Genomic DNA, 25,777 nt, shown 5'->3' on the forward strand with positions numbered 1-25,777 from the left:
ATGAGCGCCAATCACATTCGACGGAGACTTTTAGGGCTTGTTGCGCTTGCGCCCTTAAGCGGCCTAATCTCTTGCGGATATCGTCTGCGTGGCATGGTTGACTTGCCCTTTAAAGCGATTGCTATTACCGGAAATCCATCGCCTCCACTGCGCGCAGATTTAACAACCGCTATTTTGACTGGCACGGATGTGAAGGTTGCCATTAACCCCAAAGATGCCGATTTAATATTGGATGTGAATAATGAGCTCAATGGCCGAGAAATTTTGGCCTATAGCTCTACTGGTCAGGTATCTGCTTATCGACTAACTATTCGTGTAGCATTTCGGGCTTACGATTTGGCTGGCGCAGAAATTATTCCTGAGAGCGATATCTACATTACTCGAGACATGGATTTCTCCAACTCCACTGTTTTGGCGACTGATGTTCAGCAGGCACAGTTCTTAACGCAGATGCGTAAGGATTTGGCATTGCAGATTCTGCGCCGCCTTTCTGCTGCAGCTAAAAATCCGCAAGCAAGAAGTTTCTAGAGATTGATCGAGAACTCGCATGGTCAAAGTCGACGCCTTGCAGGTACATCTTAAAACCTTGAGTTCTGGCGCAGCCATGTCTCCACTCTATATTTTTAGTGGTGATGAACCACTTCTAATGATGGAGGCAATGGATCAGTTGCGTATAGCTGCGAAGAAGCTGGGCTTTACTGATCGCGAAGTGATGGTGCAAGAGCGAGGCTTCGATTGGAGTTCGCTGATCAATGCGGGTCAAACTATGTCCCTATTTGGTGATAAGCGTTGGGTTGAACTGCGGATTCCTACTGGAAAGCCTGGACGTGATGGTGCGGACGCATTAAAACAATTTGCCGCACAAATTTCTGAGATGCCAGTAGGTTCTGATGGTCCTGATACAGTCATTTGTATCGTGTTACCCAGACTCGATGGAAAAACCAAGACCTCTGCTTGGTTTAGCGCCTTAGATGAGGCGGGCATGGCAATACAGATAGATACGCTAGACCGTAGTCATTTACCGCGGTGGATTGCGGGTCGATTGCAAAAGCAGGACCAGGAAGTGGAAGTCGGACCGGAGGGGCAGCGGGCATTAGAGTTTATTGCTGATCAAGTTGAGGGCAATTTAATTGCTGCTCATCAAGAAATCTTGAAGTTGGGATTGCTATATCCAGCTGGTAAGCTAAGTGAGGAGCAAATTCGTTCTTCGATTCTGAAAGTGGCGCGCTATAACGTATTTGAATTAACGGAAGCCATGTTGGCGGGTGATTTGCCTAGGCTAAACCGGATGTTGGATGGTTTAAAAGGCGAAGGCGAACCACTAGTATTAATTTTATGGAGCGTAACGGAAGAGCTTCGGCTACTATCTAAATTAAAGGCTGCGAGTGATGCTGGTGAGTCTGTACAACAGCTGATGCGAGCCAATCGGATTTGGGGCAATAAAGAGCGCTTGTATCCAACAGCTATTAGACGTGTGCAACCCCTGAAACTGCGTAAAGCAATGCAGGTAGCTGCGGGATTGGATCGCCAGTCAAAAGGTTTGCATGCTGCAGATCTTCCGGCTGATCCTTGGGATGGTTTGCGTGTGCTTGGCAATTTATTGCGTTAGGGTTTTAGAAGGTTAAGAATATGAGTGAAGCAGTGAATATCAATATTCAGGAAATGATGCAAGACATCGGTCAAAGAGCGCGCGTCGCATCGCGTGCGATGGCACGTGCATCTGCTGAGCAAAAGAATCAAGCGCTATTGCATATTGCCAGGCTGGTTCGCCAAAAAGCGAGCGACATTCAAAAAGTCAATCAAATTGATGTCGAGCGCGCAAAGGCAAATGGCCAGGATGCAGCCTTTGTGGATCGCCTCACCATGACTCCTAAGACTATCGAAACAATGGCTTTGGGTCTTGAGCAAATTGTTTCCTTGGATGACCCTATTGGGAAGATATCTGCATTTCACAAGCAAGCATCTGGGATTGAAATCGCGCAAATGCGCGTTCCCCTGGGTGTCATTGGCATCATCTATGAGTCACGCCCTAACGTCACCATTGATGCGGCTGCACTTTGTTTAAAGTCCGGCAATGCAGTCATATTGCGCGGGGGCTCTGAGGCCATTGACTCTAATACCTTGTTAGCGCAAATTATTCAAGAAGGTTTGGCTGCAGCCCATCTTCCAAAAGATGCTGTGCAGGTAATAAGCACTACCGATCGCAGTGCCGTCGGTGAGATGATTACGATGACGCAATATATTGATGTCATCGTCCCACGAGGCGGCAAGAGCTTAATTGCTCGCTTAATGGCTGAAGCACGCGTACCCATGATCAAGCATTTGGATGGTATCTGTCATACCTATATTGACGCAGATGCGGATGTCGCCATGGCTGTGAAGGTTTGTGACAACGCTAAAACGCAACGTTATGCACCATGTAATGCGATGGAGACTTTATTGGTGAATCAAGCCGTCGCTCAAAAAGTATTGCCGACACTATGCAAGATTTATCAAGACAAGGGAGTGGAGCTTAGAGTAGATCCTTTGACTCGCAAAACCTTGGAAGAAAATGGTTTTAACGATTTAGTAGATGCCAGCGAAGAGGATTGGCAGACCGAATACTTAGCACCGATTTTGTCAATTAAGACTGTGGCTGATATCAATGAAGCTATGGATCATATTGAGCGCTACGGCAGCAAGCATACGGATGCCATTATTACGAACAATAAAGTGCAGGCAGAACGTTTTTTGCGTGAAGTTGATAGCGCCAGCGTGATAGTAAATGCTAGCACGCGCTTTGCTGATGGCTTTGAATATGGTTTAGGTGCAGAAATTGGTATCTCAAACGATAAATTACATGCCCGCGGCCCAGTAGGTTTAGATGGTCTGACCTCCCTCAAATATATCGTCATGGGTCATGGCGAGATTCGGACTTAATCAGTATGAGTAATTCTTATCTTTGGGTGAAAACCTTTCATATTGTATTCATCACATCTTGGTTTGCAGGTTTGTTTTATTTGCCCCGCATCTTTGTGAACTTGGCGGATGAGAAAAATACTGAAGCCTATGCGCGTCTTCTAGGTATGGCAGATCGCCTCTTTCGCTTTATGACGATCTTGGCTGTGCCAGCCGTTTTGCTGGGACTGACACTCTGGCTGTACTTTGGTATTGGCGCAGGGGATGCTTGGATGCATGCCAAGCTATTTTTTGTGCTGTTGGTGATTGGCTATCACCATGCTTGTTTTAGCTTGCTGAAAAAGTTTCGTGCCGGCGTGAATACAAAGTCAGGTGTTTGGTATCGCTGGTTTAATGAAGTGCCAGTCATTCTGCTGGTTGTCATCGTTGCTCTCGTTCTATTTAAGCCCTAGATCGACGGCTTGAATTTCCCCATCTTTTTCTAGACTGTTAGTCCCATGAGATTTTTTGTTGTTTGTCCAGGTGGTTTAGAAGTACCGCTTGCTCAGGAGCTTGCAGAAATTGCACAACGTCCTGATTCCAAGGCCTTAGGCGCTTGGGTAATAGACCCAACCCCAACAAGCCCGACCGGCGGGATTGGTCTTGCAGCGCCGATTTCTGCTGCGATGGCCTTAAATCTCCATTCCAGAATCGCCAGTCGCGTTTTATTGCAAATGGCGCAAGCACCTTATCGGCAAGAAGAAGACCTGTATAAACTGGCCAGCGGCTTGGCGTGGGAGGATTGGTTTACTTCGCGGCAAACCTTACGTGTGGATGTCACAGCCCATCGCTCACCACTTAAGAGTCTGAACTTTGCAACACTCAAAATTAAAGATGCCATCGTTGATCGCTTACGTGATGTGACGGGAGATCGCCCCAGTATTGATACTGCCTTTCCGGATGTACGTGTGCAAGCCCATCTCACCGCAACCCAAATTACGATTTATTTAGATACCTCTGGTGAAGCGTTATTTAAACGTGGCTGGCGGGATGAAAAAGGCGATGCCCCCCTCAAAGAAAATTTGGCTGCTGGCATTTTGTCGATTACTGGCTGGAACCCTGGACAATCGTTATTTGATCCTATGTGTGGCAGTGGAACCTTTTTGATTGAAGCCGCTCAGATGGCTCTGGCTATACCTTCGGGAGCCATTCGAGCAGGGATGTATGGTAATGATGCTAAGCCTAGCAAACTGGCTTACCGCCCACTGGTCACATCGACTCATGGTTTTGGATTTCAAAGGCTCAAGCCCTTTCAAGAAGTTGCTGAGCAAAAGCGTTGGACTAATCTGAAGGATGCTGCACTTGAGCAGATATTAGAAAAGCGTAAGCAATATCCCAATGTTGATGCATTGAAAATTAGTGGTGGTGACATTAATGAAAAATTGGTTTCCATGTTCAGGGGCAATTGGCAAAGAGCGCAATTACCAGATCAACCGATTGTTCGTCAGGTTGATGCCTTAGCCAGTAAACCCCCGGCCAATGCTCATGATGGTGTGATGTTATTAAATCCACCCTATGGTGAGCGTCTTGTCATTAAAGGTGGTAGAGGCGTAAAGGGTGATGATCGTGACTCTAGAGATATCGAGGCTGATGTTGAACCTGAGAATCGCTTTGAAATGAATTTAGAAACAGGTCGTCAGAGTGCCAAGCGTTCTAGTCGAGAGTCCTTAAAGAAACTTCAAGCTCAGGAAGAGCAAGATCCGAAGTTTGTTGAATTCTTACGCCAATTTGGCCAGCATCTCAAAGATAGCTTTGGGGGCTGGAATGTATTTGTATTGACTGCAGATATGGCTTTACCTGGCCAGTTACGGATCAAAGAGTCTAAGCGCACCCCTTTGTTTAACGGCCCCTTAGAGTGTCGGCTATTTAAATTTGAAATGCATGCCAAGCGTCCTTCTTCTAATGAGGATTAAACCCCTAAAATGAGATGAAGTAATCTTTCAAAAGAATCAAGCGGAGAGTAAAGATGGAATTTAAAACGTATATGTGCCTAATCTGTGGCTGGGTCTACGATGAGGCAGCAGGTTTGCCAGACGAAGGAATCGCACCAGGCACCCTCTGGAAAGATGTTCCGATGAACTGGACTTGTCCAGAGTGTGGAGCTCGTAAAGAAGATTTTGAAATGATGGCGATTTAGTTCGGAATGCATGGCGAGGAATTCACAGTGGCAACAATAGATCAAAACGAAGCCTTATTTGCGCGCGCACAAAAGACGATTCCTGGTGGGGTGAACTCACCAGTACGTGCCTTTCGTCAAGTGGGTGGTACGCCGCGTTTTGTGACTAAAGCCAAAGGCCCATACTTTTGGGATGCAGAAAACAAGCGATACATTGATTTGATTATGTCTTGGGGCCCGATGATTGCGGGCCATGCAAATCCAGAGGTAGTTGAGGCAGTACAAAAAGCAGCTGAAACCAGCTTTAGCTATGGCGCTCCAACTGAGGGCGAGATTGAGTTGGCAGAACGTATCTGCGCATTGATGCCCAGTGTTGAGCAAGTGCGAATGGTTTCGAGCGGCACGGAGGCGACTATGAGTGCCTTACGCTTGGCACGAGGTTATACGGGTCGTGATCTGATTATCAAGTTTGAAGGTTGTTATCACGGCCATGCAGATAGTCTTTTGGTGAAAGCAGGCTCTGGCTTGTTAACCTTTGCAGATTCTACTCAGAACGCACCATCTTCTGGTGGTGTCCCGCAAGATTTGGTGAAACACACTCTAGTGTTGCCATACAACGATATAGCAGCGATTGAAGAGGTATTTAAAAAGCAGGGCGATCTAATTGCAGCAGTGATCATTGAGCCAATTGCTGGCAATATGAATTTGATTCAGCCCTCAGCGGAATTTTTATCCGCAATTCGTAGTCTCACCAGTAAGCATGGCAGCATCTTGATTTACGATGAAGTGATGACAGGGTTCAGGGTGGCTTTAGGCGGCGCTCAGTCTTTGCAAGGAATCACCCCAGATCTCACTTGTCTGGGCAAGGTGATGGGTGGCGGTATGCCGATGGCAGCATTTGGCGGCAAAAAAGAGATCATGTCTAAGTTAGCCCCCTTGGGCAATGTTTATCAGGCTGGAACTCTGTCTGGAAATCCTGTGGCAGTTGCAGCTGGATTGAAAACGCTGGAAATTATTTCTCGAGAAGGATTCTTTGAGTGTTTAACAGGTCAAACGCAAAAGTTAATGGCTGGATTAAAGCAGGCAGCAGATGCAGCAAACATTCCATTTGCGGTAGATAGTGTTGGCGGTATGTTCGGCTTCTATTTTTCTAAAGAAGTGCCTACCTCTTTTGAGGCGGTAACTAAAACTGATATTGAAGCCTTTAAGAAATTCTTCCACTTGATGTTGGCTCAAGGTGTCTACCTGGCGCCCTCAGCCTATGAGGCTGGTTTTACATCAATTGCGCATGACAATGAGGTAGTGTCCGCTATCGTTGCAGCTGCCCATGAAGCATTTAAAAAACTCTGAGAAAAATAGATTTAGCAATACAACGCAGTTACTACATTCTGAGTGGATGGTCATAGCCAGCCACCTGAATGATCTGCAATGCCTTAGAGTCTTTATTGGTACCTGACATTTCCATAGCGGTGAGCTTGCCGCCCCAGACGCACCCAGTATCAAGACCAATCACGTTGTGGCGTCGCAGTAGACCTAGTGTCGACCAGTGTCCGAAGTAGATTAGGGTATTGGCAGTTTTTCGCTTAGGTGCTTTGAACCAAGGAAGGTAGCCACGGGGGCCACTTTCTAAACCTTCTTTGCTGATAAATTCCATCTTACCGCCGGGCGTACAAAAGCGCATACGAGTAAGCGCATTGGTTATGACACGTAAGCGTTCGTAACCTTTTAAGGAATTACTCCATTTGCTTGGCGTGTTGTCATACATATTGGCCAAAAACTTCTGATAGGATTTATCGCGCAGAGCCTCTTCAACTTCATGAGCGCATTTAATCGTTTGTTGGAGATCCCACTGAGGCAATACGCCTGCATGTACGGCTAGCACTTTGCCGTTCGTCAGGGCCATAGGTCTATTGCGGACCCAGTTGATCAACTCTTTGCGATCAGGTGCTTTTAAGATTCGATCAACGGTATCTAAGCCCTTGGTCTTGCGTATGCCTGCATCGATCGCTAGAAGATGAAGGTCATGATTGCCTAAAATGCATTCAGCACGACCAGATTCTTGTAAAGATTTGAGCAGTCTAAGCGTTCCAAGAGAGTCTGGACCGCGGTTCACCAAGTCCCCCAAAAAGATCAACTTCGATTTCTTGGGAAGCTTCTTCAGGAGGTTTTTGAGTGAAGGTGTGCATCCTTGGATGTCACCAACTGCGTAAATCTTAGTCATGCTGTATCTTAAAGCGGAATTGAATTTCTTTGAAGAATTGCTAGCTAATTTTTTTAACTACGCTGTAGCGTAGCAAAGTTTTTTGGCGAGCTTCGTCATGATCAACAATTGGCATTGGATAGTCCTTGCCGATGACAAGCCCAGCAGCTTCTAATTCTAGGTGCCCAGCTTTCCAAGGAGCATGAATGGTTTTAGAAGAGAGCTTTTCTAGTTGTGGAAGGTAGCGGCGAATGAACTTGCCTTCGGGATCAAATTTTTCTGATTGGGTAATGGGGTTGAAGATGCGAAAGTAGGGTTGAGCATCGCAGCCAGATGAAGATGCCCATTGCCAGCCGCCATTATTGGATGAGAACTCAAAGTCATTGAGATGCTCGGCAAAATATGCTTCACCCCAGCGCCAGTCAATTCCGAGGTCTTTCGTTAGAAAACTGGCAACTACCATCCGCAGGCGATTGTGCATATAACCCGTTTGATTGAGTTGACGCATGGCAGCATCCACCAGGGGATACCCCGTTTTTCCTTCGCACCAAGCGCTAAATAATTTCTTAGCAGTAGCAGCACTCTCCCAGACGATCTTTTCATAGTCTGGCTTAAAAGATTCACCCTGAGCAAGGCGAGGGTGATTGGCCAAAATCATGAAATAAAAATCTCGCCAAATCAGTTCACTCAACCAAATCGTTGCACCCATACTGCCAGCAAGCATGCGACGATGTGCTTCGCGAACTAAGCCCCTAATCGAGAGCATGCCAAAACGCAAATGGGTGGACAGATAACTCACACCTTTGATGGCGGGAAAGTCTCTGCCGATTTGGTATTGATCAATTCGAGAAAGAAAGTCTTCCAGAAAGGCCTGCCCACCCTCTGAGCCTGGTGGTAGATAGGCTTCAATCCCTGTGGCACAAAATCCCATGGACTCAAGGGAAGGAAGCCCTAAATCCAATTTTTTAGGGATTGCTGCAAGTTGTTCTGGCTTAGGAATGCATTCATGTGCTGCTAAATCTTTTTCTTGTAATGTTTTGAGCCAATTATTTTTATATGGCGTAAAGACTGAGAAGACGGTGCTCGAGTTCGTGAGAATTTCTTTTTTCTCAAAAATCACTTGGTCTTTAAATTGCTGAAAATCGATATTAAGATCGTTCAGAGTTGAATTTATAGAGTCATCTCTAGCAATAGCTGATGGCTCATAGTCTCGATTGGCAAATACTGTGTTGACTCCAAGTTCTTGAGCGATTTGAGGAATGCACTCGTCTGGCTTGCCAAAACGCACGATCAGGCCGCTACCTTGCGCTCTTAGTTCTTGATCGATTTGTTGTAAACCTTGCCAAATAAAGTCTACGCGACGATCGTGCTTCAGGCCATCGGCATCGAACTCCCCCTGTAAAAGGGGTTTGAGGATGTCGGTATCAAAGATAAAGGTGAGCCAGACTTGCTTGGCCTCTTTGAGGGCGCTAGATAGCGCCGCATTGTCATAAAGACGCAGATCACGACGGAGCCAAACAAGAGCTTTTTGCATAGCCCATATCATATGATCTATTGCTAAAAAGCGCTTGTAGAAGCCCTAATTTCTGTAAAATAGACCCATATGACTTCGGCCAAAAAAGCACCCCTTGCTTCAGATCTAGGATCTTCGCCAGAGTCTTCAATTTCTTTTTCTGCTGACCATCTAGCGAATCAATTCTTGATTGCGATGCCCGGAATGGTTGACCCCAATTTTGCAGGTACAGTCATCTATCTCTTTGAGCATACTGAACGAGGTGCAATGGGTTTAGTGGTGAATAGACCCACTGAACTGGATCTTGGAACCTTGTTTGACAAGATAGAGCTCAAATTAGAAATTGCCCCATTATTTGATCAGCCAGTCTATTTTGGTGGTCCAGTTCAGGTTGAGCGTGGCTTTGTCTTGCATGAATCCAATCCCAATCCGTCCTATAGTTCTTCGCTCATTATTCCTGGCGGTTTAACCATGACTACGTCTAAGGATGTACTTGAGGCTGTAGCCTCAGGAAACGGACCCCGTAAGTTCTTAATGACTTTAGGTTACGCTGGCTGGAGTGCTGGGCAGCTTGAAGAGGAAATTACTCTGAATGGCTGGATCAATGTACCTCTCTCTCAACACCAGATGGCAGACATTATTTTTGACACCCCCTACAGTCAGCGCTATGAGAAAGCGATGAGTCATTTAGGCTTTGATATCTCCCATCTCTCGGGCGAGGCGGGGCATGCCTAGTTCAAGTGCTGGACCAATAACGGTCATGGCTTTTGATTACGGCACTCGTCGTGTGGGGGTGGCAGTGGGAAATACCGAGCTAAAGGCAAGTCAGGCCTTAAAAACAATTGCTGCGGCTAATGCCGATATCCTTTTTCAAGAAATTGAGAGCATTTTGAAGGAGTGGCAGCCAGGACAAATCGTGGTGGGCCTACCTACCCATCCTGATGGGGCTGAGCATGAGATGACTGCGAAAGCAAAGCGTTTTGGCAATCAGATCCATGGCCGTTTCAATTTGCCCGTAGCCTGGGTGGACGAGCGCTATACCTCAGTAGTTTTAGAGGGAGATTCCCAGATGTACGACAATCTAGATGCGCATTCTGCTGCGCTCATCTTGGACCAATATTTTGCAGAACATCGGAAATAAGAATGAATGCTGAATCCCTTTACCAGAAGCTATTAGAAAACTTACGAATTAGGTTGCAATCCGATACTTTTGAGCTTGCCGGACTGGCAATGGGCGGCGCTTGGATTGCTGAGCGTTTAGCGCAAGATTTAAATTTGCCGCACTTTGGTGTGATTAACGTCGCCTTTCATCGGGACGATTATGCAGAAAAGGGAATGACTGCTTTAAGAACGGCGAGCACACTCCCTACCCAGCTGCCTTTTGATGTAAACGGGGCAAAAGTGATTTTGATTGACGATGTCTTATTGACGGGCAGAACGGTCCGAGCAGCTCTGAATGAATTGTTTGATTTTGGTCGGCCAGCTCAAGTGGAATTAATGGTCTTGGCAGATCGCGGTAGACGTGAGCTACCAATCATGGCTAATTTTGTGGGAGCAGAAATTCAGGTTCCAGATCAACAGATTTTGGTCTTAGAAAAAGATACAGCTGGTAAGTTCAACTTTCAGCTCGAGGAGCGTGAATAATGAATTCAGTAAATCAATTTAATTCTGCTGGTGAATTAACTCATCTCCTGACATTAGAGGGCCTCCCAAAAGAGCAAATTCTGCATATTCTAGATACTGCAAAACAGTTTGTCAGCGTAACGGATCCAGCTCGTGAGGTCAAAAAAGTTCCCTTATTACGTGGCAAGAATGTCTTTAACCTCTTTTTTGAGAACTCTACTCGCACTCGCACTACATTCGAGATTGCTGCCAAGCGCTTATCTGCGGATGTCATTAATCTCGATATCTCCACCTCATCTACCGCTAAAGGTGAAAGTCTTTTAGATACGATCGATAATTTGGTGGCAATGCAGGCAGATATTTTTGTAGTTCGCCACAGTGTTTCTAAGGCGCCAATTGAGATTGCTAACCACGTACCTTCGCATATCCACGTAATTAATGCGGGCGATGGTAGTAATCAGCATCCCACCCAAGGTTTGTTGGATATGTATACGATGCGCCACTTTAAGCAAAATTTCAAAGGCTTAAAGGTCGCAATTGTTGGTGACATTGTGCATAGTCGCGTAGCTAAATCGAATATTCATGCATTGACCACGCTAGGTTGTGAAGACATTCGCGTAATTGGCCCTGAAAGTTTGTTGCCGAGTGATTTAAATATGTTGGGAGTGAAAGTTTTTCATAGCATGGAAGAAGGACTCAAAGATGTCGATGTAGTAATGACCTTGCGCATTCAAAAAGAGCGCATGGAGGCCGGGCAAGTGCCCGAAGGAGATGCATTTTTTAAGCAATATGGTCTCAACTCTGCACGCCTGGCATTAGCAAAAACTGACGCAATCGTGATGCATCCGGGGCCGATGAATCGTGGTGTTGAAATTGACTCAGTTGTAGCCGATGGTCCGCAATCTGTTATTTTGAATCAGGTGACTTTTGGAATTGCTGTCAGAATGGCAGCGATGTCAATTGTTGCTAGCAATTAATGTCTTTATTGCGGATTCAATCTTGGCATCGAAATAAACATGGCTATCTAAGATAGTCTCATCTTGGGTAGCGGCACTAGAGTTGACTAAGTTTTGGCTAACCAACACATTAAATTCACATAAATTACTCATCCCAAACATTTGGGCCCACGAATTATTTCGGTGGGGGTTGATTTCTAAAACTTTAACTTTAGGCTCTAGGAACAGCAAATTAAAAACCCCTGCACCAACCATATAGGTAAAGGTTTTTGCTTGAGCTAGGGTGCTTAGATAATCTCTAAAGCTTAGCTTTGAAAGAAAGACTTGCTCGATATTATTTTCTTTCAAAAATTGCTGATCAATATCAAGCAAATTTTTACGACTCAATTCATTTCGTCCATAAATCAAATTTTTATCTCGAGCCTCAATAATTCCGTGCTTCGCAAAGCAAACATTTCTTATTTCGCGACAAATATTGAGATATTCAGGATAGATTTTCAGATCTCTGCCTTCTGGAGTAAGAATGAGATTCGAAAATGAGTATGGTGTTTCGTAATCTAGAAAAATCAACTGTTCTGGATCAATGACTGACTCAAGAAATTCTCTCTGAAAGCGATCTCCTTTGATGGAAACGCAAACGCGTTTCTTGTTCTTGCGCCACTGAACATAAAAAGGAAAGAAAACATCGTGAAAAAAATGGGCAATATTATCGGTATGAATAAGCAATAAATAAAACTCTTCCCCCTTAAGCTCTTGGGTATTGAGGTTTAATGGAAGCGTAATCCAGCGCCTGATAAATCGAATTCGATCATGTTTCACTGCAATCTTCTGATTCGTGAATAGCTTATTCTGATAAAGAATGTAGTTTTCATTGCCCGATAATGAAAACATCAAATTTTTTAAGAATTCTCTAATTTTTCTCATACCCAATCTTTATATAATCAATCTAGGTGCGCCCACTATAATTCTTTTATTAAGGCTAGGTTGGCGATTATTTTAATGCCTATCCCTGTCATCGCATTAAGCATTGTCTTAAACAGGAAGATTGATTAAAACGCATGTCTATTGAGAATAAGAACAACTGGTTATTGCTATCCCATGCATTCAATATGGACGGTCGTGCAGCGAGTTTGACGATCACCGATAAAATTCCCTATTTATTGGATGCCGGTATTAAGCCCGTGGTTTTTAGTGCAATTACAGGAATCAAAGATCAACGCTTTCCGCATCAACAGTTTTTGGCATGGGGGCCTTCAGCATTTCGTTTTGATTTTCGTCATTGGATTGCAAACAAATTTGGTCGCGGTTTTATTTATAAGCTTCTAACGCGGACAGTTTCAATTTTATTGGCGCCCTTGATAGCGATTGAAAAGTTGCTTCTAGGCTATTCTAGCCAGTGGTCTTGGGCGCTTCCCGCGTTTGTGCGCGGATATATTTTGATTCGGCGAGGAAAGGTCGATGTTATTTATTCCATCGGCAGTGCTTGGTCTGCTCACTTAGCGGGCGTATGGCTAAAGAGGGCAACTGGCCTTCCCTTGGTATCTGAGGTTCATGATCCGTTGGTAATTCGGAAGGACCCCAATGATCAAGGCTTTGAATTGCCAAAAAATCGGGATGCACGCTTTCGCCATTATTTAGAAAGTCAGCTATGTAAATATTCTGATTACGTTTGGTGGTTTACTGATGGCGCTTTGCAGTACGCCAAAGTTCGTAATCCAAATTTAAATACTCCTGGCAATGCAAAGGGATTTTCAGTGATACCTGGCGCTAACCCACCTGGAAGCATTGAAGGGCATTCAAGCCATCAATATGGCCAATATTTAAATTTATGTCATTTCGGGTCACTGGCAAACGATCGCTCACTCTCCATTATTTTACGAGCAGCTGACTCATTATTTGCTAAATATCCTGAGGCGAGAGAACATTTACGAATTCATGCTTATGGCGCACCTTTGGATAGACTATCTTTAGAAGCCATCGACCAATATGAATTTTCAGATATTTTGCGGGCGCATGGAAGATTAGAGCGCGACCCAACTACTGGTAAGTCTGGTCGTGAACAGGTTGCTGAAAGAATGCAAGCAGCCGATGTCTTAATATTGCTGCATGGAAATGATGAGTGGTGTGCTGAGTACATACCTTCAAAATTCTATGATTATTTGTGGGCAGGCCGTCCTATTTGGGGTATTACCCATCGCAACCCTCAGTTAGATCAAATGCTTCTTGATCGGGGCTCATATTTGAGTTCCGATGGAGATAATGCTGGAATCAATATGGCGCTTGAAAGAATTTGGTTGGATTGGCAGCAAAAACAGCTGATTGAGCCTATCTGGAAGCCAATTGGGGTGGATCAGGCTGTTCGCAGTATTCTTTCACATATCGCATATCAGAAAGTCGCATCTTGAAAGAAATCGTTCTTTACTGCAAATCGTATCGAAAAGACTTTTTGCGCCTAAAGCATTTATTAGATTCAATTGAACAATTCAACATTGATGAAATTCCCTTTTACATCTCTACTCCTCTTGAGGATCGTGATTTATTGAAAGAACTGGTTGGCGAAAAGGGATACGAATGGGTCTCGGATGAGTCAATTATTAAAGCAAATACAGAAGCTCCTGTAGGAGTTGAAAAAAATAAGGCGGGCGGCCTTACACAGCAGGTCATCAAATCAGAATTTTGGCGTTTAAATATTTCTGAAAATTACGTTTGCCTTGATTCAGATTGCATTTTTATCAAAGACTTTCGTAAATCGGATTTCTTGGCTGCCGATGGAAATCCATACACAGTCATTTATCAAAATAAAGAATATTTTCAGTTGGCTGTGGATCGTGGCTTCGCAAAAGCCCCGCAAGAGCTAAAGGCTGAGGGCGACCGAGTGAAGGCATTGTTCACACGCCAAGGCCCTAACTACTATTGTCCTTGCCCACCATTTATATGGTCAACCAAGGTTTGGAAATCACTGGATGAATCTTTTCTTAAGCCACGGGGTTTGACTTTTTGGGATATTTGCACACCCGATCATCCTGAAACACTCTTGTATTTAGAGGCGCTATTGAATTACAAGGCAATTCCGCTGCATCCTATTGAGCAGTTGTTCCGGATTTACTACTACGACTGGCACTACTTTTTACTGCGTCGAGTTGGCGAGTTGCCATCCAAGTTAAAAGAAAATTACCTTGGTGTAATTTATCAATCTAGTTGGGATTTAAGCTTGGACTATGGAGGTAGTGAAAAATCTTTGCTATCTAGAACACTCAAAAAATTAAAACGGGTTGGCCGTTATCTGCAAAGTTTTATTTGATGACTATGACACCGCTAGTGAGCGTTCTCATGCCGGCATTCAATTCGGAGTTGTATATTGCCGAAGCTATTAATAGCATATTGAATCAAACCTATAGAAATATTGAGCTCATTATTTTCGATGATGGCTCTACCGATAAAACTAGAGAGCTTATTGAGTCGTATCAGGATCCTCGGATTGTGAGAATGTTTTCTGATACTAACCTTGGGGTAGTTAGAGCCCGCAATGAAATGATTGATAGGGCTGCGGGGCAGTACATTGCTCTCATGGACGCCGATGATATCGCTGACCTGACACGTATTGAAAAGCAAATAGATAGCTTGGAGCGGGGTGATTGCGATATCTGTGGCAGTGCGCAGTGGGTGCTAGATGAGGCTAAGCAAAAAATCAAAAAATCAAAAGATAAATTTACGGATTCTGATTTAAGGGCTTTATTGGCAGTGTATTGCGGGCTTTGCAACTCTGCAATGACTGGAAAGACAGAAATTTTTAAGCGCTTTAAATACGATACAGCCATATTGACCTCTGAAGATTATTATTTATGGGTGCAGATGGCTGCAGCAGGCTATCGTTTCTTGAATTTAAAAGAGCGCTTAATTACCTATAGGCGCTATCCTGCACAAACCAGTTCAGTGCATTTAGATAAATTTAGAGTGACTACTATTGAGGTGCAGAAAAAGTATCTTGAGTTACTCGGAATATCAGCAGATTTTTATCCAAGACATATGCCATTTATACAGCGAATGAAATATGGAATTGGGCTCTTGAGAGAATTAAATAGCAAGTTCAAATCAATTTCATTAAAAGCAAATGCGGAAATATATGCGCGTTTTCAATACCGAAGAAACAGACTTTTCACCCCATTTACGCGTCTAGAGCGCCTGGTGGTTGGGGTATGGGCAACCTACTTACTTCACTGAGTTACAGTGCTGGCTGAACTGCAGCCAAAATACTGGCTCTATCTAATTCGTGCGTTGAGTTTGGGAGTTCAAGCAATTGCTTGCTGCCTCTATATGAGTGCCACATTTTTGGCATTAGCTTAACTTGAGTGTTTAGGGTGGCTGCAAGATGGCTCATGCCACTTTTAGATCCAATCAAAATATCGGCATGCATCAAGTGATGAAATGTACTCAAGAAATCACTATCAATATGCTCATGGATTTCATAATCAGTTTGATTGAAGTAATGTTTCCAGGAGAAGGGTTCCCCGCTTTCTGAGCGATACTGACCATCCTTACCTTCACTAAAGATGTGAATTGCGACTGGCTTGATTGCTTTGTTCAAGATGGTATTAAGGATTTCTAAGTACCATGCATCCGGCAGCATTCTGGAGGAAAGGTCGGAGAATTGCCTGCCAGGCAGCAGATCTCCGCGTCTAATATGAATAGCAATGTTTAACTTTTTAGCATTAAAACTCAGGGGAATAGGGTAAGTTTCTCGAGCTTTTAAATAGGCTTTATGAAACCACTCTCTCGTTGATTCATATTCATAGTCTCCTGAGAGGTTTCGACTAATTTTAAAGACAATATTGGGGCCGGGGTGACTTTGGATGAACTGATCAATTTCACGATAGGCTTCATCATCCATTTGCTCATTAGATGGGATATCAATTTGAAGTCTTGGTAATTCTAAAAGTTGGATTTTTTCTTGATGTATCCTTCTTTCTATATCATCTCGACTAATTAAAAGATCCTTTAGATTTAACATCAGATTTAAATCATTACCAATATTGTGAGTTTCATAAGCATTTCTTCCTCTTAGTTTTCTGAGGAGTTGCTTGATATTCCATTTCCAAGATTGGCTATGAGATTTTTCAAGTTGTGATTCTGAATAGGCGAGTTGCAAATCATTACGTGAAGCAATTTTGACAGCTCTATTGATGATTCCCATTGAGTGGCCAATACCAGCATCAGGATTGTCATAGTCGATTAAAAATCGATTATTCATGGCGCAGATCGGATAAGATTTTATTGACAATAATGGAAACATAGTTGGAGGTATCAAATTCCATTACTTTTTTACCTAACAGGAATTGGCGGATGCTTTCCTGGTAGCTTGAGTACTCCTCCTTATGAATGCTCAGTAGGTAGCGGTGTACCTCTTCAGTATTCTTAAAGTTTCTTCTATCGATGTAGCAATCGCTCGGTATATGGCTATCAATCGTATTTGAGCCCCAATATATCGGTACGCACCCCCCAAAAAAACAATCAAATATTTTCTCGCTAATATAGTCAGGTAGATTGGCTACGTTTTCGTAGCAGTATGCAAATTTTGTTTTTCGGTAAACACTACTCTTGTCTTCGATTTCTCCAGCATAGCTTGGAAAGGGCTTATATCCGTAGACCTGTGTTGCTAAGCGTTTAAATCGTCTACCTAACTTTTGGGAAAAGCTAAAGGCGGGTTCTGGCTTACCCCAGCCAAGCCCATAGAGGGCAAAAGACTGAGGATCATTTTTTTCATACCAACGGATCACTTCAAGTCGTTCCTTGTAAAGATCATTCTCTATTTGCCGGGGGAATGCCTTATTGGCATTAATGATGCAGGAAAAGATTGGTCTCTCATCAAATGACGGTGTTTCTGGATTTCGAATTTGATTGGGAATGAAGAGATGACTCACATTGTTTAGTTGAGTGAAGTTAGTATTCCAGGTAAATACGCCATTGAATGTTTTGAGATATTCCTGATTTTGATTAAGTGGACAAATAATGGGATTTTCTGTTGCAATTAAATATTTGGGCCCAGAAATTGATTGATTCAATGATATGTCTTGGCCATCATGAAATAGATTAAATAGGATGTCGCGACCAATATTGACATCGGGGTTATTTAATTCAACCCCGCGTCTTAAGAATTCTGATCTTAATAATCTATTGGTAAAGGTAGGGTTGTAGGTGTGGTGCCTATCAATTTCTTCAAAAGAGGCATTTTTTACTCTATCTGGTTGGTAGTAATTGGCAAATAACATGGTTTATTGTCGCAGGATTAACCTTGATAGGCGGATTACATCATTGACTAAGACAACTCGAGCCTTGGATGAACTGCCTAGCCAGAGCTTTGATTGTCTAGTCCTACTCCGGAATGAATCAATAAGGATTTTATGAAAATCGGATCATATTTATTCCAAGCATGAATTCCAAAGGGTAATTTTCCGTTACAGATTTCAAAACATTTCTGTGGGCTCTCTTCCCAGGAAAAATGAATCGCATTCTCTGGCGGTGCAATTCTAAACTGGGGCGCTACTTTGGGGACCAAGTAACTCCAAAAAATATCGCAATGGTCTTTATAGAGATAGTGGGCACTGAAAATCTTACCTGAAGATCCCATGGATCTTACTGCTCTTATAAACATACCTCTTTGTCCTCTCAAGCCTCTGAGAAGGTCGCGAATGATCATGTTCGGACTATACCAGCGCGGGTTATTTGCAAAAAGAGAATTTGCAGATCTAACATTAATCAGTGAAAGTCCAAAATTGCCAGTAGCTTTTAATTGAAGATTACCTACTTCATCGCTTGTGAACCATGGCGCGCCAATGTAATCAAAATCCTGTTCGCACCAATAATGCAAATCATTTTGTAGAACGATTGCATCTGGCTCGTGAATCAATATGTGTGAATGTGAGGCAAGAGCATTAAAGATAAATGGAGAAATCATGAGCTTGTTGTATGCAGAAATACTTGCCATGGTTTCTGCTGGTGCGGTCAATGTCTTTAATGATGGGAAGATACTCTGATAGTTTTGGGTGCTCATTCCTTCTGGATGCAATAGATAAATTGGATGCTCACCCAAAATGTTTTGACATTGAATTAAAGCCACTTTTTCCTCTGGCGAAGGTGCCCCCCGATGCATTGGAATAAGGATCGCTGGATTGATTGGGTGACTAGTTTTATGCATTTAGAGAGGGGTGGATTCTAGTACAATCATTTTAGGGATAATTGAGGGGAATGTGTATGATTTTGGTAACTGGCGGCGCTGGATTTATCGGCGGTAATTTTGTATTAAATTGGCTTGCCAACCAAAGCGCTGAGGGCATCATTAATCTTGATAAGCTCACTTATGCAGGCAACCTTGCCACTCTTGACTCCTTAAAAGATGACCCCCGCCATGTATTTATTCATGGCGATATTGGCGATAAAGTACTGGTCACTAATTTATTAAAAGAATACCAACCACGTGCGATTGTGAACTTTGCAGCTGAAAGCCATGTGGATCGATCTATTCATGGGCCAGCTGAGTTTGTACAAACTAATATTGTCGGCACATTCAATTTATTGGAGTGCGCAAGGGAGCACTGGAATACGCTTGAAGCGGCAGCAAAAGATGACTTTCGTTTTCATCATGTCTCGACAGATGAGGTGTATGGCTCGCTTTCTGCAACGGACCCTGCTTTTACGGAATTAAATCCCTATGAGCCTAATAGCCCATACTCCGCTTCAAAGGCAGCCTCTGATCACTTAGTGCGCGCTTGGTTTCATACCTATGGATTTCCAGTGGTTACTACAAATTGCTCTAACAACTACGGCCCTTACCATTTCCCGGAAAAGTTAATTCCACTCGTAATTCTGAACGCACTCAATAGTAAGCCCCTACCTATCTATGGCGATGGACAGCAAGTGCGCGACTGGCTATATGTTGGTGATCATTGCTCAGCTATTCGAGAGGTATTGGCAAACGGTAAATTGGGTGAGACGTATAACATTGGTGGCTGGAATGAAAAAGCCAATATTGATGTTGTGAAATCGATCTGCTGCATCCTTGATGAACTCAAACCCCGCGCTGATGGGATATCCTATGCTGAGCAAATTACCTTTGTTAAGGATCGTCCGGGTCATGACCGTCGTTATGCGATTGATGCTAGTAAGGTAGAGCATGAGCTTGGTTGGCGTCCAGCTGAAACCTTTGATACCGGTATTCGCAAAACAGTGCAATGGTATTTAGATAATCCCACTTGGGTTGAGGGTGTTGTGAGCGGCTCTTATCGCGACTGGCTAAATAAGCAGTACAGCTAATTCATTCATAAAGAACGAGCAAATGAACATTCTCATCTTTGGTAAAGATGGTCAATTAGGCAAGGCTTTTCAAAAACTATTGAGTACTAATCCGCACTCAGGAATAAATATCGAATATGTAGGCAGAGATCAATGTAATCTCATTAACCCTATTGCTATTTATGAGTTGTTACATCACTCCAGACCTAATCTCATTATCAATGCAGCTGCCTACACAGCAGTCGATAAGGCGGAAGAAGAGCAGCAGATGGCCTTTGCTATTAACGCTAAAGCACCTGAAATCATGGCTCTTTATGCGGTAGAGCATGGCGCTACCTTTTTGCATTACTCAACGGACTATGTTTTTGATGGTAATAAAGAAGACTTTTATGTTGAGGATGATCTTCGTAATCCTTTAGGCATTTATGGCAAGAGCAAGGCTGCGGGTGAAGACGCAATTGAAACCGTTTTTGCTGGAGCTACTCAAGGTCAATATGCAATTTTTCGAACCAGTTGGGTTTATGGAGATGGTAGTAATTTCATCAAAACAATTCTGCGTCTTGCAAAAGAGCGTGAAGAACTTAAAGTCATCGAAGATCAATATGGTGCGCCGACAAGCGCCGATTGGTTGGCTCAGCTCAGTCTGGATTTAGCCCTTGATCACCATTTTCAAATCAGAGAATTTTCTTCGGGTATCTATCATGCTGTCCCCGCTGGCGAAACAAGTTGGTATGGCTTGGCAAAGATGGCTGTTCAAATTGCGACAGATGCAAACTTCATTCTGAAGACAAGGGCTGAAGCAATCAAGCCTATTCTGGCGGCGGAATACCCTTTACCAGCCCCTCGACCTAAGAATTCTAGAATGGATACGGCTAAATTAGCTAAAGCTATAGAGCAGATTGGCGATATGTCAAAATTGCAGCACTATAAACGTCATTGGACTGATGAGGTAAAGACCTATGTTACCCAGCTTATCCAGGACAAACTCATTTAAAGGCTATAGGTATGGCGTTAAATCGTAAAGGCATTATCTTGGCTGGTGGCTCGGGTACTCGCTTATATCCGGTGACCCAGGCAGTCTCAAAGCAGCTAATGCCAGTCTACGATAAGCCCATGGTGTATTACCCGTTGAGTACTCTGATGCTAGCTGGTATTCGAGATATTTTATTGATCTCTACCCCCCACGATACCCCGCGTTTTTCTGAGCTTTTAGGCGATGGTTCGCAATGGGGGTTAAATATTGAGTATTGCGTGCAACCCTCACCAGATGGTCTTGCCCAGGCATTCACATTGGGCAAAAACTTTTTAGGAAATAGTCCAAGCGCCTTGGTCTTGGGCGATAACATTTTTTATGGGCATGAATTAGTAGATCAATTAGATAGCGCTAACAATAGAGTGTCCGGCGCCACTGTATTTGCCTATCACGTAAACGATCCAGAACGCTATGGCGTTGTTGAATTCGATAAAGACTACAAAGCTCTCTCAATCGAAGAAAAGCCTCTCAACCCCAGAAGTAATTATGCCGTAACTGGACTGTATTTTTACGACAATCAGGTATGCGATATCGCCGCCTCTATTAAGCCTAGTGCTCGCGGAGAGCTGGAAATTACCGATGTAAATCGTGCTTATCTCGATAAGAATGAGTTGAGTGTGGAGATCATGGGCCGTGGTTTTGCATGGCTAGATACCGGTACACATGATTCACTACTAGATGCAGCTGGTTTTATTGCGACATTGCAAAAGCGTCAAGGCCTCATGGTGGCTTGCCCAGAGGAGATTGCATACCGTCAGGGCTGGATTAGTGCAGATCTAGTAGAAAAAGTGGCTGCTCAACTGAGTAAAAATAGTTACGGACAATATCTCCAGAAGATTCTGAAAGAGCTTAATAGTTCCGTCCAACCGATTTCTTTATCTGCAAAAAAGGCGGGTAAATGAGTTCGCCCTCTAAGCTCCAAGTAACGGCTACTGCGATTCATGATGTGTTGATTATTGAGCCAAAGGTATTTGGTGATGAACGCGGTTGGTTCACTGAATCTTTTAACGCCATTGACTTTGCAAATGCGACTGGCTTAGATGTGGAGTTTGTACAAGACAATCATTCCTTCTCTCGCCAATGGACTTTACGTGGCCTGCACTATCAGCTTGAACACACGCAAGGCAAATTAGTTCGTGTTGTAGCGGGTAGCGTGTTTGATGTTGTAGTGGATCTTCGTAAAGACTCGCCCGGCTATGGCAAATGGGTGGGGGTTGGGCTGAGCGCTCAAAATCACAAACAGCTTTGGATTCCTCCTGGCTTAGCCCATGGATTTTTAGTACTAACAGAGACGGCTGAATTTTTGTATAAAACGACGGATTACTACCATCCTGAAAGCGAAGCCTGCTTAGCATGGAATGACCCAACGATTGCCATTGAGTGGCCCCTCCCGCCTGGAGTGGCACCCAATTTAAATGCTAAAGATGCTGCCGGCTTACTTTGGGGCGCGGCACCAAAGTTTTAAGCTCCCATGAGCAATCAATCCCTAAACAATCCTACCAGCTCACCTAAAATTTTATTGGTGAAACTCTCCTCGCTTGGAGATATATTGCACAACCTACCGATTGTTTGGGATTTGCGCTCGCGCCTACCCAATGCACAAATTGATTGGGTTGTTGAGGAGGGCTATGTGCATCTTCTTGAGCCACTTTTAACTAGGGATGGATTTCAAGGCATCGATCGCATTATTCCTTTTGGGCTCCGTCGCTGGAAGAAGAAGCTAGCTTGTTTAAACACTTGGAGAGAATTGTTAGTGTTTAAGAAACAATTACAAGTGGTTCGATATGACTACATTATTGAGACCCAAGGTCTTCTAAAGTCAGCTTTAGTTTGTGCGCTGGCCAATAAATCTCCTAATGCAGTGGTAGCAGGACTTGCCAATGCCACTCGGTATTCTGGGTATGAACCGATTGCCCGATCTTTTTATAATCAAGCCGTTCAGGTGCCGGATGATTGTCATGCAGTAGATCGTTCACGGTGGGTCATGTGCTCATCTCTGGATTGGCCCTTGATTGATCGTACAAACACGCCTTTGTTTTATCCAGAATCCTTTGCTCAAAAACTTCCAAAACTCCAAATGGAAGGCATAAAAAAGCCCTATGTATTATGTTTTCATTCCACCGCTAGAGAGGCAAAGCGGTGGTCAAATGAAAACTGGATTGAATTGGGTAAAGCACTCTCTAGTCGTGGCTACCAAATCGTTTTACCCTGGGGCAATTCTGCTGAAAAAGAAATGAGCACTCAACTTGCCAGTCAAATTCCCGGCTCCTTTGTTCCTTCAGCATTTTCAATAGAAGATGCTTTTTCGATAATTACGGGCGCAGCATTGGCTGTCGGAGTCGATACTGGCCTGACGCACTTAGCGGCTGTCTTGGGAAAACCAACGGTAGAAATTTATTGCGATTCGCCGCGCTGGAAGACTGAGGGCTATTGGGCAAAAAATATTTGCAATGTTGGCGATATTGAAAGCCCACCAAGCGCTACCGAAGTCGTGAAAGCTTCGCTTACTTTACTGCCCTAATTTAGCGCAGTAAAGTATTAATGGAGAGTAAATCTTCGTCCGTCAATGAGGCTGCATGAGCCTTTAATTTAATAGCATTGAGAATGGTGTTGTAACGCGCTTGCTGCAGTTGCGATCTGGTTGTGATCAGGGTATCAAGAGCGATTAAGACATCAATATTGATCAAGGTGCCGACCTGAAATCCGAGTTTGCTTGATTCCAGGGCGGAATTTGATGATCGCTCTGCTGCTTCAAATGCCTTCACGCTGGCTAAGCCACCATAAAAGCCTGTAAATGCGGTTCTAGTGTTTTGTGCGGCAGTACGACGGGCGTTGTCATAGTTGGCTTTTGCCTGATCAACTAGAGCGGCATTCTGACGAATTACTGAGGTGTTGTAGCCACCAGATACGAGGGGAATGGTCATTTGCAGGGCAACGGTATTGTTGTAAACGTTTGTATTTGCCGGTGTGTAGCTATTTGGTGTGCCATTTGAAGTGTTATATCCAGTGGTTCCCACCAGATTTAAAGAGGGGTAGTTAAGGGCTTGAGCAGCTCTATAAGTACTTTCCGCAAGACTTACCGAGAGTTGAGTGGCTAAGACATTAAAGTTAGCAGCTTCTGCTTGGTTGATCCAATCCTCCATTGTTTGCCCTGGAGGAAGTTGAGGGTTAACGGATTCAGCAATTGGATTGCCTTTGCTATCTTTGCTCTTCGAGCGTGGATCCTTTAGGACCCCATCAATTTTGGCTTCCTTCACCAATGGCTTAAGAGGGCCAACAGGGTGTCCCACGAGTTGCTCAAGTACGCCACGCTTCACAATCAAATCCGCTTGAGCAGTAATCTCTTGTGAGGTTGCCAAATCCAGAGCTGCTTGCGCTGTGTTGACATCCACTATCGTCGCAAGACCTGCATCAAATTTGGCTTGAGCGATATCTAACTGCTGTTTGATTAAATCCTTTTTATTGCGATAGAGCGCAACATTGTCTTGGCTGGTGAGGGCATCAAAATATGCCTGTGATACACGAATAATCAGATCCTGTTGCGCTAAATAAAAACGCATATCTGCAATCTTAGTATTGAGATCACCTTGTTTAAATGCTTCAAGCGCACCAACGTTAAATACGGGTTGCGTTAAGGTGACGGTGTAACTCTTTTGGTCAAATACCCTTGAATTTCCTGGGGAGTTGGATACTAAGGTGGTGTTGGCACCATGTTGGTAGTAGCGCGTACCCGATGGTGTGGCATTAGCCTGTGGCAACAATAGAGATAGTCCTTGCCAATAGAGTTCCTTGCTCGCCTGATAATTAAACCGAGCCGCATTCAATACCGGGTCACTGAAAGCAGCCTCTTGATATAGCTGTATTAAATCTACTAGCTGCCCCTGGTTATTGCCCGCTTTGCTTCCGGTAAGGTTTGAAGGTGCCGAGGTACTGGGTAGCGCAGCTTTAGGGGGTACAAATTGAGGGGGTTGCTCTAGACCAATGAGGGTCGAGGCGCTCATTGGAGTAGGTAGAGCCGGTCTTGCGGCATCGTTTGGACTTTGAGCAAACGTATTGAAAGCGACCAAGTTGAGACCAAGTGCCTGACTTAGGATTAAAGCAATAGTGCTAATTTTGGGGTGACGAAAACGGGCTTGGGTCATCTAATTCGGAAACTTTTCAATGTGCCTTGAAGTTTAAGGCTAATTCGTACAAAGCGCCTATTTGGGAGGGTATTTTGCCAAATAGGCTTGTATTCCCCATAAGCCTATAAAATTTGCTGATGGATCTAATTTTGTTACTAAAAGCAGTCATTCTAGGGGTGGTCGAGGGATTCACGGAATTTTTGCCGATCTCTAGTACTGGACACCTTATCTTGGTTGGAGATTTGCTTGATTTTAATGATGACCGGGGTAAAGCCTTTGAGGTGATTATCCAGTTCGGGGCAATTTTGGCGGTCTGCTGGGAATTTCGTAGCAAGCTCCTAAAGGTTGTCTCATCTTTTGCTTCTAGTGCCGCTTCCCGCCGCTTTGTTCTCAATTTAGTGATTGCATCTGTTCCAGCGATGGGCTTAGGATTTTTCTTCGGCAAACATATCAAAGCAGTTTTGTTTTCTCCTATTCCTGTAGCAAGCGCTTTTATTGTGGGTGCTCTGATTATCTTCTGGGCCGAGCGTCGTCAAGAAAAAATCACCACCACTAAAAATCATATTCATTCAGTGGATGATCTCTCCCCACTGGATGCTCTTAAAGTTGGACTAGCTCAATGTGCCGCACTGATTCCCGGTACATCACGCTCTGGAGCAACCATCATCGGCGGCATGTTGTTTGGAATACCACGCGCAGTCGCTACCGAGTTTTCATTCTTCTTAGCCATTCCCGTGATTGGCGGTGCAACTGCCTATGAGTTATTAAAGCTATGGAAGTCACCAGTTGCATTTACTGGAGAATTTGCCCTGGCCACGGCTATTGGCTTTGTTGCTGCTTTTATATCTGCATTTATTTGTGTCCGTTGGCTCATACATTATGTGGCGCACCACAATTTCATTCCGTTCGCGTGGTACCGCATTGCTTTCGGCCTCTTGGTCTTGATTACGGCCTATACGGGCTTGATAGCTTGGTCACATTAACAACTT

27 protein-coding genes are annotated in these 25,777 nt (G+C 44.0%); 20 read left to right on the plus strand and 7 right to left on the minus strand.

Annotated features, from left to right (window positions below; translation table 11 throughout):
- The 7 genes from lptE to hemL are packed head-to-tail and all read left to right on the plus strand — an operon-like array spanning position 1 to position 6,403.
- A complete protein-coding gene (lptE, locus tag IEN92_RS04740; RefSeq protein ID WP_216161054.1) occupies positions 1–528 on the plus strand; it encodes an LPS assembly lipoprotein LptE in 528 nt (175 codons plus the stop codon).
- 19 nt (positions 529–547) lie between these two features.
- On the plus strand, positions 548–1,609 hold the full coding sequence (holA, locus tag IEN92_RS04745; protein WP_216161057.1) for a DNA polymerase III subunit delta: 1,062 nt from the start codon (positions 548–550) through the stop codon (positions 1,607–1,609).
- Between the two features lie 20 nt (positions 1,610–1,629).
- Entirely contained in the window at positions 1,630–2,919 is a 1,290-nt protein-coding gene (locus tag IEN92_RS04750; protein ID WP_216161060.1) for a glutamate-5-semialdehyde dehydrogenase, read from the plus strand.
- Positions 2,920–2,924: 5 nt separating this feature from the next.
- Positions 2,925–3,350, plus strand: a complete 426-nt coding sequence (locus tag IEN92_RS04755; RefSeq protein WP_216161063.1) for a CopD family protein — start codon at positions 2,925–2,927, stop codon at positions 3,348–3,350.
- 45 nt (positions 3,351–3,395) lie between these two features.
- Entirely contained in the window at positions 3,396–4,850 is a 1,455-nt protein-coding gene (locus IEN92_RS04760; protein ID WP_216161065.1) for a class I SAM-dependent RNA methyltransferase, read from the plus strand.
- A 53-nt stretch (positions 4,851–4,903) separates the two neighbouring features.
- Complete coding sequence (locus IEN92_RS04765) at positions 4,904–5,074, plus strand: rubredoxin (protein WP_071464595.1); 171 nt, start codon at positions 4,904–4,906, stop codon at positions 5,072–5,074.
- A gap of 36 nt (positions 5,075–5,110) precedes the next feature.
- The gene (hemL, locus tag IEN92_RS04770; RefSeq protein WP_216162187.1) at positions 5,111–6,403 is read left to right on the plus strand and encodes a glutamate-1-semialdehyde 2,1-aminomutase; all 1,293 of its coding nucleotides are present in this window, start codon (positions 5,111–5,113) and stop codon (positions 6,401–6,403) included.
- 31 nt (positions 6,404–6,434) lie between these two features.
- Here hemL and IEN92_RS04775 read toward each other — a convergent pair whose 3' ends face one another.
- Positions 6,435–7,274 carry a symmetrical bis(5'-nucleosyl)-tetraphosphatase gene (locus tag IEN92_RS04775; RefSeq protein ID WP_216161068.1) on the minus strand — a complete coding sequence of 280 codons (840 nt, stop codon included), beginning with the start codon at positions 7,272–7,274 and terminating at the stop codon, positions 6,435–6,437.
- A gap of 40 nt (positions 7,275–7,314) precedes the next feature.
- Entirely contained in the window at positions 7,315–8,787 is a 1,473-nt protein-coding gene (locus tag IEN92_RS04780) for a deoxyribodipyrimidine photo-lyase (RefSeq protein WP_216161071.1), read from the minus strand.
- A 174-nt stretch (positions 8,788–8,961) separates the two neighbouring features.
- On the opposite strand from IEN92_RS04780, the gene IEN92_RS04785 reads away from it, so the two are divergent.
- The 4 genes from IEN92_RS04785 to IEN92_RS04800 are packed head-to-tail and all read left to right on the plus strand — an operon-like array spanning position 8,962 to position 11,366.
- Positions 8,962–9,501 carry a YqgE/AlgH family protein gene (locus tag IEN92_RS04785; protein ID WP_370623903.1) on the plus strand — a complete coding sequence of 180 codons (540 nt, stop codon included), beginning with the start codon at positions 8,962–8,964 and terminating at the stop codon, positions 9,499–9,501.
- Positions 9,494–9,907: a Holliday junction resolvase RuvX gene (gene ruvX, locus IEN92_RS04790; RefSeq protein WP_216161074.1), complete on the plus strand. Its 414-nt coding sequence runs from the start codon at positions 9,494–9,496 to the stop codon at positions 9,905–9,907. The genes IEN92_RS04785 and ruvX overlap by 8 nt, the downstream gene beginning before the upstream one ends.
- 2 nt (positions 9,908–9,909) lie before the next feature.
- Complete coding sequence (gene pyrR, locus IEN92_RS04795) at positions 9,910–10,410, plus strand: bifunctional pyr operon transcriptional regulator/uracil phosphoribosyltransferase PyrR (RefSeq protein ID WP_216161077.1); 501 nt, start codon at positions 9,910–9,912, stop codon at positions 10,408–10,410.
- A complete protein-coding gene (locus IEN92_RS04800) occupies positions 10,410–11,366 on the plus strand; it encodes an aspartate carbamoyltransferase catalytic subunit (protein WP_216161079.1) in 957 nt (318 codons plus the stop codon). Before pyrR ends, IEN92_RS04800 begins: the two co-directional genes overlap by 1 nt.
- Here the strand turns inward: IEN92_RS04800 and IEN92_RS04805 are convergent.
- The gene (locus tag IEN92_RS04805; protein ID WP_216161082.1) at positions 11,346–12,269 is read right to left on the minus strand and encodes a glycosyltransferase 61 family protein; all 924 of its coding nucleotides are present in this window, start codon (positions 12,267–12,269) and stop codon (positions 11,346–11,348) included. The two genes, IEN92_RS04800 and IEN92_RS04805, sit on opposite strands and share 21 nt — an antisense overlap.
- Before the next feature lie 134 nt (positions 12,270–12,403).
- Between IEN92_RS04805 and IEN92_RS04810 the strand changes: the two genes are divergently transcribed.
- The 3 genes from IEN92_RS04810 to IEN92_RS04820 are packed head-to-tail and all read left to right on the plus strand — an operon-like array spanning position 12,404 to position 15,566.
- Positions 12,404–13,750 (plus strand): hypothetical protein, encoded by a 1,347-nt coding sequence (locus IEN92_RS04810; protein WP_216863901.1) that lies wholly within the window; start codon positions 12,404–12,406, stop codon positions 13,748–13,750.
- The gene (locus IEN92_RS04815; RefSeq protein WP_216863902.1) at positions 13,747–14,646 is read left to right on the plus strand and encodes a DUF6492 family protein; all 900 of its coding nucleotides are present in this window, start codon (positions 13,747–13,749) and stop codon (positions 14,644–14,646) included. The genes IEN92_RS04810 and IEN92_RS04815 overlap by 4 nt, the downstream gene beginning before the upstream one ends.
- Positions 14,646–15,566, plus strand: coding sequence for a glycosyltransferase family 2 protein (locus IEN92_RS04820; RefSeq protein WP_216161085.1), 921 nt, complete (start codon positions 14,646–14,648; stop codon positions 15,564–15,566). Before IEN92_RS04815 ends, IEN92_RS04820 begins: the two co-directional genes overlap by 1 nt.
- Before the next feature lies 1 nt (position 15,567).
- Here IEN92_RS04820 and IEN92_RS04825 read toward each other — a convergent pair whose 3' ends face one another.
- From IEN92_RS04825 to IEN92_RS04835, 3 genes are all read right to left on the minus strand, one after another.
- On the minus strand, positions 15,568–16,593 hold the full coding sequence (locus tag IEN92_RS04825) for a hypothetical protein (RefSeq protein WP_216161088.1): 1,026 nt from the start codon (positions 16,591–16,593) through the stop codon (positions 15,568–15,570).
- Positions 16,586–17,611, minus strand: a complete 1,026-nt coding sequence (locus IEN92_RS04830; protein ID WP_216161091.1) for a glycosyltransferase family 10 domain-containing protein — start codon at positions 17,609–17,611, stop codon at positions 16,586–16,588. Before IEN92_RS04830 ends, IEN92_RS04825 begins: the two co-directional genes overlap by 8 nt.
- 77 nt (positions 17,612–17,688) lie before the next feature.
- Positions 17,689–18,393 carry a DUF5672 family protein gene (locus IEN92_RS04835; RefSeq protein ID WP_216161094.1) on the minus strand — a complete coding sequence of 235 codons (705 nt, stop codon included), beginning with the start codon at positions 18,391–18,393 and terminating at the stop codon, positions 17,689–17,691.
- Positions 18,394–18,587: 194 nt separating this feature from the next.
- Between IEN92_RS04835 and rfbB the strand changes: the two genes are divergently transcribed.
- Genes rfbB through waaC form a run of 5 tightly spaced genes read left to right on the plus strand, consistent with a single transcriptional unit; the run spans position 18,588 to position 23,185 of the window.
- Positions 18,588–19,652: a dTDP-glucose 4,6-dehydratase gene (gene rfbB, locus IEN92_RS04840; RefSeq protein WP_216161097.1), complete on the plus strand. Its 1,065-nt coding sequence runs from the start codon at positions 18,588–18,590 to the stop codon at positions 19,650–19,652.
- A gap of 22 nt (positions 19,653–19,674) precedes the next feature.
- Positions 19,675–20,625, plus strand: coding sequence for a dTDP-4-dehydrorhamnose reductase (rfbD, locus tag IEN92_RS04845; RefSeq protein ID WP_216161100.1), 951 nt, complete (start codon positions 19,675–19,677; stop codon positions 20,623–20,625).
- Between the two features lie 11 nt (positions 20,626–20,636).
- Positions 20,637–21,566: a glucose-1-phosphate thymidylyltransferase RfbA gene (rfbA, locus tag IEN92_RS04850; RefSeq protein WP_216161103.1), complete on the plus strand. Its 930-nt coding sequence runs from the start codon at positions 20,637–20,639 to the stop codon at positions 21,564–21,566.
- Positions 21,563–22,129 (plus strand): dTDP-4-dehydrorhamnose 3,5-epimerase, encoded by a 567-nt coding sequence (rfbC, locus tag IEN92_RS04855; protein WP_216161106.1) that lies wholly within the window; start codon positions 21,563–21,565, stop codon positions 22,127–22,129. Before rfbA ends, rfbC begins: the two co-directional genes overlap by 4 nt.
- Positions 22,130–22,186: 57 nt before the next feature.
- Complete coding sequence (gene waaC, locus IEN92_RS04860) at positions 22,187–23,185, plus strand: lipopolysaccharide heptosyltransferase I (protein WP_370623867.1); 999 nt, start codon at positions 22,187–22,189, stop codon at positions 23,183–23,185.
- A 1-nt stretch (position 23,186) separates the two neighbouring features.
- Here the strand turns inward: waaC and IEN92_RS04865 are convergent, their stop codons facing one another.
- A complete protein-coding gene (locus tag IEN92_RS04865) occupies positions 23,187–24,806 on the minus strand; it encodes a TolC family protein (RefSeq protein WP_216161111.1) in 1,620 nt (539 codons plus the stop codon).
- A 119-nt stretch (positions 24,807–24,925) separates the two neighbouring features.
- Here IEN92_RS04865 and IEN92_RS04870 point away from each other — a divergent pair, with 119 nt between their 5' ends.
- Positions 24,926–25,771: an undecaprenyl-diphosphate phosphatase gene (locus IEN92_RS04870; RefSeq protein WP_216161114.1), complete on the plus strand. Its 846-nt coding sequence runs from the start codon at positions 24,926–24,928 to the stop codon at positions 25,769–25,771.
- The last annotated feature ends 6 nt before the right edge of the window (positions 25,772–25,777 follow it).

It is taken from the genome of Polynucleobacter sp. MWH-Creno-3A4 (assembly GCF_018881885.1).
Taxonomy (GTDB): Bacteria; Pseudomonadota; Gammaproteobacteria; order Burkholderiales; family Burkholderiaceae; genus Polynucleobacter.